The following is a 16756-nucleotide window of genomic DNA, read 5'->3' on the forward strand; positions in this document are numbered from 1 at the left end:
CGGAAACCGGCTACGGGCCCGACTCCTCCGCTCCGGGCGGCAGTTGGGCCCGCCGGGCCAGTTCCCTGCGGTCGGTCTTCCGGTTCGAGTTGAGCGGGAACGACTCGACGTGCCGGAACTCGCGCGGCAGCGCGCCGCTCGGCAGCAGGCTCCGCAGATGCTTCAGCAGGCTCGCCGCGGGAACGCGCTCCCCGGTGTAGAAGACCACCAGCTCCAAAGAGGTGTCGGCCGGCCGCGCCACCGCCACCGCGTCGGTCACCCCCGGACAGGAGCGCGCCGCGTTGTCGACCTCCGCCAGCTCGACCCGCAGCCCCTTGAGCTGCACCTGCGAGTCCAGCCGGCCCACATAGCTGTACTGGTCGGCGGTGCGCACGACCCGGTCGCCGGTCCGGTACCAGGTGCGTCCGTCCTCGACGAAGAACCGCCCCTCGCCGTCCGCCGGATCCAGATACCCGGGGGTCAACTGCGGGCCGCTCACGCACAGTTCACCGCTGTGCCGGCTCTCCTGGCCGTCGTCGTCCAGCAGCCGGGCCAGATGCCCCTCGTGGACGGCGCCGATCGGGACGACCCCGTTGACCGCGAGTTCACCGGAGATCTGCGCCGACCACCGGTGCGCACTGATCGTGATGGTCAGCTCGGTGGGGCCGTAGAGGTTCTCGATGATGCTGTGGTCCGCCGCCCGGTGCCAGTCCTCTACATCCCCGCACTTCAGCGCCTCGCCGGCGAAGAAGCTCCAGCGCAGGCCCGACAGGGAGCCGGGCGTCAGCCTGCCGGTGCGCCGCACCAGGGATATGGCGCTCGGCGTCGAGAACCACACGGTGATCCTCCGCTCGCGCACGAACGCCGGCAGATCCAGATAGGCGGTCGGCGGCACCGGGTGCACACAGGCGCCCGCCCCCCAGGCGCAGAACAGGTCGAAGGCGGTGCAGTCGAAGTTCAGCTCGACGGTCTGCGCGAAGCCGTCGCCCACCCCGAAGTCGTAGCGCGCGTCCACCACCGCGAAGTAGTGCAGCAGATTCGCGTGGGTCAGCGGCACCCCCTTCGGCCGTCCCGTGGAGCCCGACGTGAACAGCACATAGGCCACGTCGTCGGGAGCGACCCCGGCGGGTTCCGCGAGGGCGTCCGCCGGCTCCAGCGGCAGCAGCCCGCCGAACGGCCCCTCGTCCGCGCCGGATCCCGGCCGGTCCGGACACAGCACCGGCAGGCCGAGTCCCGTCTCGGCCACCGTCAGCAGGCCGTCCGGATCGGCGATCACCGCGTCCACCCGCGCCGCCCGCAGCATCTGCCCGATCTGCTCGGCCGGCCACCCCACGTGCAGCGGCACCGCGGCGGCGCCCGTGTAGAGCGCCGCGAGCAGCCCGGCGTAACCGGTGAGGTTCTTCCCGGCGAGCACGGCGACACGGCGCGGGCGGCCGGCCAGGCGCCGGGTGAGCGTGCCCGCCCAGCGCAACGCGGTGTCGTGGAGTTCGCCGTACGTGTACCGCTCCTCGGCGCCCAGGCAGAGGGCGGGCTGGTCGTGGGCGGCGCGCAGTCCCTCCAGGAATCGGTGGTGCACCCCGGCGTCCGACACCGGCTGCGTCATCGTGGCCTCCTGCCAGGGTTAGGGGTTGTTGTCATGCGCGGGGCGCCTTTAGGTTGACGCCGAGTTCGCCGAGCAGGAAGGGCCCGACCGTGTGGGATTCCGAGTTCGAGCAGCTGCTGCGCCGGCACACCCCGTTCATGGGGCCGGACGAGCCGCTCACCGAAGACGTTTCGCTGAAGGACCTGGGACTGGACTCCATGGCCACCGTCGAGCTGCTGGCCGCCCTCGAATCCGCCTACGGGGTGCGGTTCAGCAACGACGCCATGAGCATGGAGCGCTTCTCCACACCGGCGCTGCTCTGGCAGACCCTCACCGAGGTGCGGGCGTCGGCGTAGGCCCCGCGCGGGGGCGCCCGCCGTCGCGGCCGGCGCCCTCATCCGGTGCCCGCCGGCAGCCTCCGGGCCGGCGGCACCAGGGCGCGCCGGGGTGTCAGCGTCGTCACCGCGAAGTTGTCGGTGCTGCACCGCACCCGCCCCCACAGGCTGTCCTGGCCGGCGACGACCAGCTCGCGCACACCGCGCTCCCGCAGCGTGGCCACCACGCTCGGCCAGCGCACCGGCGCGGTGATCCCGTCCAGGACCATCTCCCGCACCTGCCCGGCCGTGTGCACCGCGCCGCCGTCGTGGTCGTCGACCATGGGCAGCACCGGGTCGGAGAACTCCAGCCGCGCGAACACCTCCGCGGCCACCTCCTCGCGCAGCGCGGCGAAGGACGGTGAGTGCATGGGCGGGCGCATGGTGGCCAGCGGCAGCCCGCCGCGCGCCCGCATCTGCTCCACCAGCCACGGCAGGCGGCGCTCGCGCACCGAGACGATCGCGAAGTCGGCGTCGACGTAACAGGCCACGTCGTGCCACTCGCCGTCCGCGCGCAGCTGCGCCAGCACCTCGGCCAGCTCCTCCTCCGGCAGCCGGGCGCACGACTGCGAGACCGTGTCGCTGTAGTGCTCGGCGAAGTAACGGTCGACGCGGTCGCCCCAGCCGGCGGTCATCCGCACCGCGTCGGCGAAGCCGACCGCGCCCGCGTAGGCCGCGGCCGGCATGCCGCCGAAGCTCGGCCCCACCACGACGTCGGGCCGCAGCTCGGACCGCAGTTCGGCGTCCCGGGCCAGCGCCAGACAGCCCACGAGGAAGGACACCCGGGAACTCGCGGTGAACCGCCCGTCCTCCTCCTTGTACCGGTCGAGCAGGTGATAACCGAGAATGTCACTCGCTTCGGCGACCAGCGCTCTGGCCGATTTACTGAGCATCAGGAATTTGGCCAGATTGGCATATGGGGTGGCGCTGATTCCGGGAAAGACAATCGCGGTGCTGCTCGTTTCGCTGATTTCCATGCGCCCTCCGAAGTGGCCGATTCGCAGCGTGTGCACGTCCTTGCAGCTGCTCGCAGGTGTGGTCCTGCCGAGTCTCCTGTCGGGCGTTCGGGCGCAGAACCCCTAGCGTCCCCTAAGCCCCCCAGGCCCGCTGGGAAACGGGCGTGAAGGTACTGTGTCGGTGGCCGGGATTGATTAGCGTCGGGCGCCGGAACGGTGCCGTGGAAATTCCCTGCGGACACCGCAATGCAGTCCGCCGACAGGAGAACCCGTGACGCTCCAGCCTCCGCGATCGGTCCGCTTCGCCTGTGCGACCGACGAGAACGACAATCTGCGCGGCTACCTGCTGGCCGCTGCCGCCACCACCCCCGACGCCCCGGCGCTGGTCGAACGCGCGCCCGACGGCGGCCTGCGCACCTGGAGCTACGCCGCACTCGAAGACCTCGTGGACGGGTACGTCGACACCCTGGACGGGCTCGGCCTCGACGTCGGCGAGCGGGTCGTCGTGCAGTCCCACCACTGCTCGTCGGCCCTCGCCGTGCTGCTGGCCTGTGCGACGCTCGGGCTGCCGTTCATCCCCGTGGCCCCGGACATGCCGGACGAGCGCCTGGCCCTGATCCTCGACAGCGCACGGCCGGCACTGTTCCTCCAGCACGGCGACGGCACCCGCGACCACCTGCCCGGCACCGTCGGCACCGGCCGGTTCGGCGACGACGGACTGCGCGTCGAGCGGGCGCCGCACACCCGGCCCCGCGTCCGCGCCGGAGTGACCCCCACCGACCCCGTCTACATCATCTTCACGTCCGGAACGACCGGCCGCCCCAAGGGCGTGGTGATGACCCACCGGGGTGTCGTGTCGTTCCTGCGCGGCGTACGGCGGCTCGGCTTCGTCGCGCCCGGCGACCGGGTCGCCACCACCTCCCCCCTGCAGTTCGACTTCTCCCTCGTCGACACCGGCATGGCCCTGGGCTGCGGCGCGACGCTCGTACCGGTGCCGCGGGACGAACTCGCCTGGCCCCGCCGCTTCCTGGAGTTCCTGTCCGAGGCCGAGGTCAGCCAGGTGCACGGCGTGCCGTCCATCTGGCGGCCCGTGCTGCGCACCGCGGCCGACGAACTGGCCGCCATGGACACGCTGCGGCGCGTCGTCTACTCCGGTGAGGACTTCCCCCTGCCGGAGCTGCGCCGGCTGTCCGAACTGCTGCCCAAGGCCCAGATCGTCAACGGATACGGCGCGACCGAGTCGATGGCCGCCTCCCTCACCGCACTGCCCAACCCGATTCCCGACACCCTTCAGCGGCCGTCCATCGGCTGGGCCCACCCCGGTGCGGAGATGACCCTGATCGACGAGGCCGGCCGTCCGGTCACCGAACCCGGGGTGACGGGGGAGATCCACCTGCGCAGCCCGGCGCTGTTCAGCGGCTACTGGAACGACCCCGAGGCGACGGCCGCCGCACTCGTCCCCGACCCCTTCGACCCCTCCTCCGGGCAGCTCGTCTTCCGCACCGGGGACCTCGCCTACCGCGGCCCGGAGGGCGAACTGTACTTCTGCGGCCGCGCCGACTCCCAGGTCCAGGTGCGGGGCAACCGGGTGGAACTCGGCGAGATCGAACGACGGATGCAGCAACACGAGGGCATCGCCTCGGCGGTGCTCGCGCTGGACCGGCAGGCGGGCCCCGAACCGGTGTTGACCGCCTTCCTGGTCCGCGGCGACGCAGCCGCCGGCGAGAGCGTGACCGCGGCCGCCGTACGCGCCTTCTGCGCCGAGACGCTGCCCGCCTACATGCTTCCGCACCACATCCACTTCGTCGACGACATACCGCTCACCAGCAACGGCAAGGCCGACCGCCGCGCCCTGCTGGCCCGCGTCAGCCACTGAGTCCACCGGTCCCGTGGACCCCGGGCCGCCACGCCCCGGATCCACGGGACCGGCCCTCCGCCCCGGCGGGACCGAACCCGCCGACTGGCCGAATCCCGCAGCGTCTCCCGGCCGTCACGCCGGCCGAACCCCGACGGTCCGCGCAGTCCACCGGTCCTCGAACCGGCGCCACCGCCTGCACCGGCGCACGCCGAACCCCGCCTCCGCGACGCGGTCCATAGGGGGCGTCGCCCCATTCGCAGGGGTGGGGCGGATACCCGCCGAAAGCTACCGTCGATGGCCGAGACGCACCTGTCTTCCCGTAGGAACTCCGAGGTGACCAGGTGATAGCCCAGTGATCCCCGCCGACGACGCCGGTACCGACGCCGAGCGCGGTGCCGCCGAAGAGCAGCCGACCTTGCCGACGAGTGCGGAACTCACCCGCTCGCTGACCCGGCTGCTGCGCGAGCAGCTGCACGACATCCGGCTCCGGACGGACCCGGACGCCGACGGCGAGATCGACCTGGAGCGGCCCTTCCGCGACCTCGGGCTCGACTCCCTGGGGCTGGTCGAACTCCATGCGCGGCTCGTCGCGCAGACCGGCCTCGACCTGCCCGTCACCGTCGGCTTCGAGTACCCGCGGCCCGCCCTGCTGGCGCGCCATCTGAAGGCGCGGCTCCTCGGGACGCCCGAGGAGGCCCCGGAACCGGAGCCGGCCGCGTCCTACGACGACGAGCCGATCGCCGTCGTCGGCATCGGCTGCCGCTACCCCGGCGGCATCGGCTCGCCCGAGGACCTGTGGCGGGTGGTCTCCGCCGGCGAACACGTCCTGGCGGAGTTCCCCGACGACCGCGGCTGGGACCTGGACGGCCTGTTCGACCCCGACCCGGACGCGCCCCGCACCAGCTACGTCCGGCACGGCGGATTCCTGTCCGACGCGGGCCACTTCGACGCGGAGTTCTTCGGCATCGGCCCCAAGGAAGCCATGGCCATGGACCCGCAGCAGCGCCTGGTGCTGGAGACCGCCTGGGAAGCGCTGGAGCGGGCCGGCATCGACCCGAGCACCCTGCACGGCAGCCGCTCCGGCGTGTTCGTCGGCGTCGAACCGCACGAGTACGGGCCGCGCACCCACGAGGCGCCCGACGGGGTCGACGCGCACCTGCTGCTCGGCAACCTGCCCAGCGTCGTCTCCGGACGCGTCGCCTACACCCTCGGCCTGGAAGGGCCGACCCTGACCGTCGACACCGCCTGCTCCGGATCGCTGACCGCGCTGCACCTCGCCGTGCAGTCGCTGCGCCGCGGGGAGTGCGCACTGGCGCTGGCCGGCGGCGTCGCCGTCATCTCCAGCCCGGGCACGTTCACCACGTTCAGCCGGCAGCGGGGCCTCGCCGCCGACGGCCGCTGCAAGGCGTTCGCGGCCGAGGCCGACGGCACCGCGTTCGCCGAGGGCGCCGGCATGCTCGTACTCGAACGGCTCGACGACGCCCTGAAGGCGGGACACCCCGTCGTCGCCGTCGTACGCGGCTCCGCCATCAACCAGGACGGTGCCAGCAACGGACTCACCGCGCCCAGCGGACAGGCCCAGAAGAAGGTCATCCGGCAGGCCCTGGCCGACGCGGGGCTCACCGGCGCCCAGGTCGACGCCGTCGAGGCACACGGCACCGGCACCCGGCTCGGCGACCCGATCGAGGCCCGGGCGATCCTCGAGACCTACGGCCGGGACCACTCGGCCGATGACCCGCTGTGGCTGGGCTCGGTCAAGTCCAACATCGGGCACACCGGCGCCGCGGCGGGCGTCGCCGGCGTCGTCAAGATGGCCATGGCCATGCGGCACGGCGTCCTGCCCGCCACCCTGCACGCCGACAACCCGACACCGCACGTGGACTGGTCGTCCGGCGCGGTGCGGCTGGCCACCCGGCCCGGGCCGTGGGAGCAGCGCGAGGACCGGCCGCGCCGGGCCGGAGTGTCCTCCTTCGGCGCCAGCGGCACCAACGCCCACGTCATCCTGGAGGAGCCGCCCGCGCTGCCCGCCGAGCCGCCGCGCCCGCCGGCCGCCGGTTCGGTGCCGCTGCTGCTGAGCGGCAGGAGCGAGGCGGCCCTGCGGGCCCAGGCGGCCCGGCTGGCCGACTGGCTGGCCGAGCGGCCCGCCGACCAGACCGGCCTCGCCGACGTGGGCTTCTCCCTCGTCACCACCCGCGCCGCCCTCGACCACCGCGCGGCGGTCCTCGCCGGCGACACCGCCCAGGCCCGCGCCCGCCTGGCCGAGCTCGCCGCGGGCCAGGCACCCACCGGCCGCGTCGCCGGGGGTCCGCTCGCCGTGCTGTTCACCGGCCAGGGCTCCCAGCGGCTGGACATGGGCCGGCAACTCCACCGCCGTTTCCCGCTGTTCGCGCACCACTTCGACGTCGTCGCCGACCACGTCGACCTCCTGCTCGACCGGCCGCTCACCGACGTGGTGTTCGCGGCGGAGGGCTCCGAGGAGGCGCGGCTGCTGGACACCACCGAATACGCGCAGCCCGCGCTGTTCGCCCTGGAGGTCGCCCTCTACCGGCTCCTCGAATCGTGGGGGACACGCCCCGACTTCCTCGCCGGGCACTCCGTCGGCGAACTCGCCGCCGCGCACGTCTGCGGCGCGCTCTCCCTGCCCGACGCGGTCATGCTGACCGTCGCCCGCGGCCGGCTGATGCAGGAACTCCCGCCGGGCGGCGCCATGGCCGCCGTGGCCGCGAGCGAGGAGGAGGTACTGCCGCTGCTCGGCGCCACGGTGTCCCTCGCCGCCGTCAACGGGCCGGCGTCGCTGGTGGTCTCCGGAGCCGAGGACGAAGTCGCCCGGATCGAACGGCACTTCGCCGAGCAGGGCCGCCGGACCCGGCACCTGCGGGTGTCGCACGCGTTCCACTCGCCGTTGATGGAACCGATGCTGGAGGAGTTCCGGCGCGTCGCCGAGGCCATGACGTACGCCGAGCCCGAGATACCCCTCGTCTCCACGATGACCGGCGAGCCGGTGGTCCCGGACGCCGACTACTGGGTGGAGCACGTGCGCCGCACGGTCCGCTTCGCCGACGCCGTACGCCACCTGCACGCCGCGGGCGTCACCACGTACCTGGAGGTCGGCCCCGACGGCGTCCTCACCGCACTGACCCCCGCCTGCCTGCCCGAGGACGCGGCGGACGTCGCCACCCTGGCCACCCTGCGCGCCGGGCGCGACGAGGAGAGCGAACTGCTCGGCGCGTTCGGCGCGGCCTGGGTGCGCGGTGCCGCGGTGAGCGGCGCCGGCCTGTTCCCCGGCGCCCGGGCGGTGCCCCTGCCCACCTACGCCTTCCAGCGCCGCCGCTACTGGCTCACCACCCAGGCCGCGCCCGACGTCGCCGGCGCCGGGCTCACCCCGCTGACCCACCCGCTGCTCACCGCCCAGATATCGCTGGCCGACGGCGAGGGCACCCTGCTCACCGGGGTGCTGTCGACCCGGACGCAGCGCTGGCTCACCGACCACGTCATCGCCGGGGACCCGATCCTGCCCAGCACCGGGTGGCTGGAGATCGTCCTGCGGGCCGGACGGGCCGTCGACTGCCCCCGGGTGGACGAACTGCTGGTCCAGGCACCGCTGCCGCTGCCCGCCGACGCGATGGTCCCGGTGCAGGTCAGGCTCGCCCCGCCCGGCCCGGACGGGCGGCGCGAGGTGCGCGTGGCCTGCCTCGACGCCGCCACCGAGACCTGGGTCACGCACGCCCGCGCCACGGTGTCCGCCGGACCCGCCGACCCGCCCGCGCATGCGGAGGCCTGGCCGCCGCCCGGCGCCCAGCCCATCGGCCTCGACTCCTTCTACGAAGACCGCGCCGCGGCCGGATACGGTTTCGGGCCCGCCTTCCGCAATCTGCGTGCGGCCTGGCGGCTGGGCGAGACCGTCCTCGCCGAGGTGGCGCTCGACGGCGCGGCACGCTCCGGCGCCGACGCCTTCCTCGTCCACCCCGCCCTCCTGGACTCCGCCTTCCACGCCGCCGACTTCCTGCCCCGGCCCGACGAGGGCGGCACCCGCATCCCCTTCTCCCTCGACGGCGTCACCGTGCACGCACCCGGCGCCACCGCGCTGCGCGTCCGGCTGGAGCGCGACGCGGCCGGGCTGCACGCCGAACTCACCGACGGCACCGGCAGCCCCGTCGCCACCGTCGAGACCGTCGTCGAACGGCCCCTGCACGCCGCCCGCCCCACCCGCCCGCTCCACCAGATCCGCTGGGAGCCGGTCACCGAGGCGCCGGCCGGCAGCCCGCGACTGGCCCTGCTGGGCAGCCCCGCCCTGCCGCTGCCCGGCGACCACCACCCGGACCTCGCCGCACTGCGGGCCGCGCTCGCCGCGGGCGCCGCCGCCCCGGACGCCGTCGTCGTCCACGTCGCCGCCGGCACGAGCGGCACGGCGGCGGCCGCCCGGGCCGCGGCCACCCGTGTCCTCGGCCTGCTGCAGCAGGCACTCGCCACCGAACCGTCCACCCTGCGCTGGGTGTTCGTGACCGAACGGGCCGTCGCCTCCGGAGCCGGCGACCCCGCCGGGCTGGCCGCCGCACCCGTGTGGGGCCTGGTGCGCGCCGCGCAGGCCGAACACCCGGGACGGTTCGCCCTCGTCGACACCGAACCCGGCACCACCGCCGAGCGGTTGCTGGCCGCGCTGGCCCTCGCCACCGACCCCGAGCGGGGCGAGGACCAGCTGGCCGTACGCGACGGCGAGCTCACCGCGGCCCGGCTCGCGCGGCTGCCGGAACCCGACGCCGAGGCCGACGCCGAACCCCGGGCGCCCTGGACCGCGGGGACCGTGCTCATCACCGGCGGCACCGGCGGCCTGGGCCGCCGCGTGGCCCGCCACCTGGTCACCCGGCACGCGGTGCGCTCCCTGCTGCTGACCAGCCGGTCCGGGGAACGCGCGCCCGGAGCGGCCGAGTTCGCCGACGAACTGCGGGCGGCCGGCGCACAGGTGCGCATCGAGGCCTGCGACGTCGCCGACCGCGCGGCCGTGGCCCGGCTGCTCGACGGAATCGACCCCGGCACACCGCTGACCGGCGTCGTCCACACGGCCGGTGTGGTGGCCGACGGAGCGGTCACCACCCTGACCGCCGACGACATGGACACCGTGTTCGCCGCCAAGGCCGACGGCGCCTGGCACCTGCACGAGCTGACCCGCGACGCCGGCCTGAGCGCCTTCGTGCTGTTCTCCTCCGCCGCCGCCACCATGGACGCCGCCGGCCAGTCCAACTACGCCGCCGCCAACGCCTTCCTGGACCGCCTGGCCGAACACCGCCACGCCCTCGGCCTGCCCGCCACCTCCCTGGCCTGGGCGCTGTGGGCCGGCCAGGAGGGCATGGGCGGCCGCCTCGACGAGGTCACCCTGCGCCGCTCGCAGCGCTCCGGGGTGCGGGCGCTGACCCCCGAGCAGAGCCTCGCCCTGTTCGACGAGGCCCTCACCCGCGACACGCCGGTCGTGCTGCCCATCGACCTGGACCTGCCCGCCCTGCGGGCCCGCACCGGCCCGCTGCCTTCCGTGCTCGGCTCCCTGGTGCCCAGGCGACGGCGGACCAGCGCGCCGGGCAGCGCCGCCGCGGGCGGCGAACTGGCCCGCCGCCTGGTCGCGCTGCCCGAGCGGGACCGCCGCGGCCAGGTCCTCGACCTGGTCACCGGGCACGCGGCCGCCGTCCTCGGGCACGAGCACGGCAGCGCCGTCGACCCGCGCCGCCCGTTCAGCGAGACCGGCTTCGACTCGCTCGGCGCCATCGAACTGCGCAACGCGCTCGGCACGGCGACCGGACTGCGCCTGCCGTCCTCCCTGATCTTCGACTATCCGACGCCGACGGCCCTGGCCGACCACATACTGGCCCTGCTCGCCCCGGCGGCCGCGGCCAACTCACCGCAGTCCGGGTCCGGCCCGCTCACCGACGACGACCCGATCGCCATCGTCGGCATGGCCTGCCGCTACCCCGGCGGAGTCACCACTCCCGAGGAGCTGTGGCACCTCGTCGCCCACGGCGTCGACGGCATCTCGCCGTTCCCGGTGAACCGCGGCTGGGACACGGCCGAGCTGTACGACCCGGAGGTGGGCCGCACCGGCAAGACCTACGTCCGCGAGGGCGGCTTCCTGCACGACGCGGCCGACTTCGACGCCGAGTTCTTCGGGATCAGCCCCCGTGAGGCCGTCGCCGTCGACCCGCAGCAGCGGCTGCTGCTGGAGACGTCCTGGGAAGCGATCGAACGGGCCGGCATCGACCCCGGCACGCTGCACGGCAGCCGCACCGGCGTCTTCGCCGGCGTCATGTACCACGACTGGGCGAGCCGGCTGCGGGACGTCCCCGACGACCTGTTGCCGTACCTCACCAACGGCAGCTCCGCCAGCGTCGCCTCCGGCCGGGTCGCCTACCTCCTCGGCCTGGAGGGCCCCGCCGTCTCCGTCGACACCGCCTGCTCCTCCTCGCTGGTCGCCCTGCACTGGGCGATGCAGGCGCTGCGCCGCGGCGAGTGCACCCTCGCCCTGGCCGGCGGCGTCACCGTGATGGCGACGCCGGAGACCTTCACCGACTTCAGCCTGCAGCGCGGCCTGGCCGCCGACGGCCGCTGCAAGTCCTACGCCGACGCCGCCGACGGCACCGGCTGGGGCGAGGGCGCCGGCATGCTGCTGCTGGAGCGGCTCTCCGACGCCCGCCGCAACAACCATCCGGTGCTTGCCGTGGTCCGCGGTTCCGCCGTCAACCAGGACGGTGCCTCGAACGGCCTGACCGCGCCCAACGGTCCGTCCCAGCAGCGCGTCATCCAGCAGGCCCTGGCCTCGGCCGGGCTCACCCCCGCCGACGTCGACGCCGTCGAGGGCCACGGCACCGGCACCCGCCTCGGGGACCCCATCGAGGCACAGGCGCTGCTCGCCACCTACGGCCAGGACCGCCCGGGCGAGCCTCTCTACCTGGGCTCCATCAAGTCCAACATCGGGCACGCCCAGGCCGCCGCCGGTGTCGCAGGCGTGATGAAGATGGTCCTCGCCCTGCGCGCCGGACTGCTGCCCGCCACCCTCCACGTCGACGCCCCCTCCACCCAGGTCGACTGGAGCGCGGGCCGGGTGGAGCTGCTGACCGGGCCGCTCACCTGGCCGCGCACCGGGCGCCCCCGCCGCGCCGCCGTCTCCTCCTTCGGCGTCAGCGGCACCAACGCCCACGTCATCCTCGAAGCCGTGGACCCGGCCCCGGCCAGGTCCGTGGACCAGACCGTGTCCGGTCCCGTCTGCTGGCCGCTGTCCGGACACACCGAGCAGGCCCTGCGCGAGCAGGCGGCCCGGCTGCACGCCGCGCTCGACGGCGACGACACCGTCGTACCGGCCGCCGTCGCCCGCAAGCTCGCCCTCGGCCGCACCGCCCACCCCTACCGGGCCGCCGCCGTCGGCACCGACCCGGCCGAACTGCTGGCGGGCCTGCGGGAGATCGCCGACGGCCGCGCCACGGTCACCGGCAAGGCCGCCTCAGGCCGCTCCGCGTGGCTGTTCACCGGGCAGGGTGCTCAGTGGGCCGGAATGGGCCGCGGCCTGCACGCCCACTGCGCGCCCTTCCGCCAGGCCTTCGACGAGGCCTGCGCCGCACTGGACCGGCACCTGGACACACCGCTGCGCGACATCCTGTGGGACGACAGCGACAGCGGCGCCCTCGACCGCACGGAGTGGACACAGCCCGCGCTGTTCGCCTTCCAGGTCGGCCTGGCCAGAGCGCTCGGCCACTGGGGGCTGCGCCCCGACGCCGTACTCGGCCACTCCATCGGAGCCCTGGCCGCCGCGCGCGTCGCCGGGGTGCTGGACCTGGACCCGGCCGCCCGCCTGGTGGCCGCACGAGCCCGCCTCATGCAGGCCCTGCCCCCCGGGGGCATGCTCGCCCTCAACACCGGTGAGGAACACGCCGAGCGGCTGATCGCGGACCTCGGCCTGGACGTCGCCGCGGTCAACACGCCCACCTCCGTGGTGGTGTCCGGGCCCGTGCCCGCCCTGACCGAAGCCGCCGAGCGGGCCGAGGCACAGGGCGTGCGGCACAAGCGGCTGACCGTCTCGCACGCCTTCCACTCGCGGATGACGGAGCCGATGCTCGCCGACTTCGCCGAGGTCGCCGCCGGCCTCGACTACCGCGAACCGGAACTGACCTTCGTCTCCGACGTCACCGGGCGCCCGGCCGGCCCCGGCGAACTCACCGACCCGGCCCACTGGGTGGAGCACGTACGCCGCGCCGTGCGCTTCGCCGACGGCGTCACCGCCCTGCACGAGGCGGGCATCACGCGCTTCGTCGAGGTGGGCCCGGACGCCACGCTCACCGCACTGGCCCGGGAGACACTCGACCACACCGACGGCACCGTCTTCATCCCCGTCCAGCGGGCCCGCCGCGACGAGGCCACCGAGCTCCACACCGCCCTCGCCACCGCGTTCACCGCGGGCATCGAACCCGACTGGGCCGCGGTCCTGAAGGACGCGCCGGACGACCCCGAACTCGTCCTGCCCACCTACGCCTTCCAGCGCCGCCGGTTCTGGATCGACGCCGGCAGCGCCACGGGCGACGTCGGCGGCGCCGGCCTGGACACGGTCACACACCCCCTGCTCACCGCCGCGGTGCCCGTGCCCGACACCGGCTCCACCGTCCTGACCGGCCGCCTCGGCGCCGGACGCCACCCCTGGCTCGCGGACCACGCCGTCCACGGCGTCACCCTGCTGCCCGGCACCGGGTTCGTCGAACTCGCCCTCGCCGCCGGCCGGGAGACCGACACGCCCACCGTCGAGGAACTCACCCTGGAGGCGCCGCTGATCGTGCCCGCCGACGGCTCGGTCACGGTCCACGTCACCGTCGGCGAACCCGACGGCGACGGAGTCCGCCCCGTCACCGTGCACTCACGCACCGACGGCTCGGCCACCTGGACCCGGCACGCCACGGGCTCGCTGAGCGCGGCACCGCAGCCACCCGCCGCGCGCCCGGCCGCCTGGCCGCCGCCCGGCGCGGCCGCCCTCGACGTCACCGACGCCTACGCCCGGCTCGCCGAACAGGGATACGACTACGGCCCGCTGTTCCAGGGGCTGCGCGCCGCCTGGACGGACGGCGAGAACCTGTACGCGGACGTGGCGCTGCCGGAATCCGCCGGTGACGCCGGACGCTACCGGCTGCACCCGGCCCTGCTCGACGCGGCCCTGCACGTCGAATCGCTCGGCGGCACGGAACCCGGCGAGACACTCATCCCCTTCGCGTGGGAGGGCGTCCGCGTGCACCGCCCGGGCGCCGCCGCGGTCCGCGTCCACCTGCACCGCGCCGCCGGCGCGGAACACAGCTCCCTCACCCTCCACGACGCCGACGGCGAACCCGTCGCCGAGGTGCGCAGCGTGCGCGGCCGCCCGGTCAGCGAACAGCAGCTCGCCGAGGCCCGGCGCAGCCCGCTCCACCGCGTCGACTGGAAGCCGCTGGAGGTCCCCGCCGACGCGGACGGCTGGGCCCTGGTCGGCCCGCCCGAGACCGGATTCGGGTTCACCACGCCTGTCGCCGCCGACGTGGCGTCACTCGCCGGCGCACCCGGAACCCCGCCCGCTCTGGTGCTGCTGAGCTGCCCGGCGCACGGAACCGGTCCAACGGACGGCGACGGAGCCGGGACGCCGGACACGGGCGACGCGGGTCTGCCGGACGCGGTGCACGCCGTGACCGTCCGAGTCCTCGACGCCGTCCAGCAGTTCCTCGCCGACCCGGCATTCGCCGACAGCCGCCTGGTCGCCGTCACCAGCGGACTCGCCTCGGCGGCGGTCGCCGGCCTGGTGCGGTCCGCGGAAGCCGAGCACCCGGGGCGGTTCGGTCTGGTCGACGTGGACACCGACCCGGCCTCGCACGCCGCGATCCCAGCCGCGGCGGCCTGCGGCGAGTTCGAGGTACGCGTCCGCCGCGGGCACTGCTCCGTACCCCGCCTGCTTCCGGTCACCGAACCCGTGTCGGAGGTGCGTGAGCTGGATCCGGAGGGCACCGTCCTGATCACCGGCGGCACCGGCGGCCTCGGCGCCCTCCTCGCCCGCCACCTGGTCGCCCGCCACGGCGCCCGCCACCTCCTGCTCGCCTCCCGCCGCGGACCCGACGCACCCGGCGCCCGCCAACTCGCCACCGACCTGGAAGCCCTCGGCGCCACCGTCCACCTGGCCGCCTGCGACCTGACCGACCCCACCGCCCTGGCCGCACTCCTGGACACCCACACCGGCGAACGGCCCCTGACCGCCGTCTTCCACCTCGCCGGCCTCCTCGACGACGGCCTGATCACCGACCTCGACCCCCACCGCCTGGCCCACGTCCTCGCCCCCAAGGCCGACACCGCCTGGCACCTGCACCACCTCACCCGCCACCACCCCCTCACCCACTTCGTCCTCTACTCCTCCGCCAGCGGACTCGTCGCCGGCGCAGGCCAGGCCAACTACGCCGCCGCCAACACCTTCCTCGACGCCCTCGCCGACCACCGGCAGCGCGCCGGCCTCCCGGGCCAGTCGCTCGCCTGGGGCCTGTGGGCGGAAGCCGACGGCATGGGCGGCACCCTCACCGCCGCCGACCTCACCCGGCTGGAACTCGCCGGCAGCGCCGCCATCCCCACCGACGAGGGCCTGGCCATGCTCGACGACGCCCTCGCCCGCCCCGACGCGCTGCTCGTCCCCCTCAAGCTCAACCCGGCCGCCCTCCGCGCCGGCTACGACCAGCTGCCCGCCGTACTCAAGGACCTCGTCACACCCCCGGCGCGGCAGCCCGAAACCTCCGGCACCGCCGCCGCGACCACCGACGTCCCGATCGCACAGCGGCTGGCCGCCGCAGCCCCCGAACAGCGGCTGACCCTCGTGCTCGACCTGGTACGGCGGCAGGTCGCCCAGGTCCGGCACGACGACCCGAACGCCATCGACCCCGAGACACCCTTCACCGCCTTCGGCATGGACTCGCTCGCCGCCATCGAACTGCGCAACGGCCTCAGCGCCGCCATCGGCACCCGGCTGCCCGCCACCATCACCTTCGACTACCCGACCCCCGCGGACCTCGCCGCCTTCCTGCTCGACGAACTCGCCCCCGAGATCGAGGCACTCGCCGCCGACCACGCCGACGACGAGATCCGGGCCGTGATCTCCGCCATCCCGATCTCCGCCCTGCGCGACGCCGGACTCCTCGACACCCTGCTCGAACTGGGCAACGCCGACGCCACGCACCCGCCGGCCGAGACGGCCGAGACCACCGCGGCGGCTGCCGAACCCACCCAGGAGCCCCGCACCTCCGCCGCCGCGCTGCAGACCATGAGCGTCGAGGAACTGCTGCTCGCCGCACAGCGGGCCCGCAACAGCTGACCCCGCCCCGCACAACCTCCACCCGACCGCACCAGCCGGAGACAACCACCATGACGGAACTCCTGCAGCGACCCGAACGCGCCGACAGCCCCACGGCCCGACGCATCCCCACCGACGAGCCGCTGCTCCACCGGGTGCTCACCCCGTACCGGACCAAGAAGTGCGAGTACCTCCAGACCGCCGAGGTGATCAGCGACGGCAGGCCCGGCGACGGCGGCCGGCTGGAGGCCGAGTGCACCTTCGAGATCCCCGAGTCCTGCTACATCGACGACACCGGCCACTTCAACTCGGTCGAGTTCAACATCTGCTACAACCAGATGGCCTACTACCTCATCGCCAAGTCCGTGCAGGACGGCCTCGCCGAGCCCTTCAGCCAGTGGTCCATGGAGGACTTCTGGTACCGCCAGCTCGGCGACATCCTCATCACCGACTTCTCCAGCTCCTTCCGCGTCCCCATGCGCGGCCGGCTCTTCCAGGGAAGCATCGAGATCCTCGACATCGTCGCCTGGGACGCCAACGACATCCGTGACGCCCTCGTCGTCGTCAAGACGTTCTGCCGCTACTACGACGAACACGGCGGCGACTCCAAGGGCTACGTCACCGCGGCCATCACCAACCCGCCCCCGCTCAAGGACTGACGTCCACGCGCCTCACGGCACCCCAGGTCCCCAC

The 16756-nt window shown here is 74.5% G+C and carries 6 protein-coding genes; 4 read left to right on the forward strand and 2 right to left on the reverse strand.

What is annotated here, in order from left to right; genetic code table 11:
• Window positions 1-10: 10 nt before the first annotated feature.
• Complete coding sequence (locus ACQPXS_RS38125; protein WP_433453996.1) at window positions 11-1582, reverse strand: AMP-binding protein; 1572 nt, start codon at window positions 1580-1582, stop codon at window positions 11-13.
• 89 nt (window positions 1583-1671) lie between these two features.
• On the opposite strand from ACQPXS_RS38125, the gene ACQPXS_RS38130 reads away from it, so the two are divergent.
• Window positions 1672-1917 carry an acyl carrier protein gene (locus tag ACQPXS_RS38130; protein ID WP_356316748.1) on the forward strand — a complete coding sequence of 82 codons (246 nt, stop codon included), beginning with the start codon at window positions 1672-1674 and terminating at the stop codon, window positions 1915-1917.
• A gap of 38 nt (window positions 1918-1955) precedes the next feature.
• Here ACQPXS_RS38130 and ACQPXS_RS38135 read toward each other — a convergent pair whose 3' ends face one another.
• Window positions 1956-2828 (reverse strand): ACP S-malonyltransferase, encoded by an 873-nt coding sequence (locus ACQPXS_RS38135; protein ID WP_433453997.1) that lies wholly within the window; start codon window positions 2826-2828, stop codon window positions 1956-1958.
• A gap of 334 nt (window positions 2829-3162) precedes the next feature.
• Here ACQPXS_RS38135 and ACQPXS_RS38140 point away from each other — a divergent pair, with 334 nt between their 5' ends.
• The 3 genes from ACQPXS_RS38140 (at window position 3163) to ACQPXS_RS38150 (ending at window position 16722) form a co-directional block, all read left to right on the forward strand.
• Window positions 3163-4767: an AMP-binding protein gene (locus ACQPXS_RS38140; RefSeq protein WP_433453998.1), complete on the forward strand. Its 1605-nt coding sequence runs from the start codon at window positions 3163-3165 to the stop codon at window positions 4765-4767.
• A 334-nt stretch (window positions 4768-5101) separates the two neighbouring features.
• Window positions 5102-16084, forward strand: coding sequence for an SDR family NAD(P)-dependent oxidoreductase (locus ACQPXS_RS38145; RefSeq protein ID WP_433453999.1), 10983 nt, complete (start codon window positions 5102-5104; stop codon window positions 16082-16084).
• A 50-nt stretch (window positions 16085-16134) separates the two neighbouring features.
• Window positions 16135-16722, forward strand: coding sequence for an FcoT family thioesterase (locus ACQPXS_RS38150; protein WP_356316740.1), 588 nt, complete (start codon window positions 16135-16137; stop codon window positions 16720-16722).
• Window positions 16723-16756: the final 34 nt, after the last annotated feature.

It is taken from the genome of Streptomyces sp. CA-142005 (assembly GCF_050942335.1).
GTDB lineage: Bacteria > Actinomycetota > Actinomycetes > Streptomycetales > Streptomycetaceae > Streptomyces.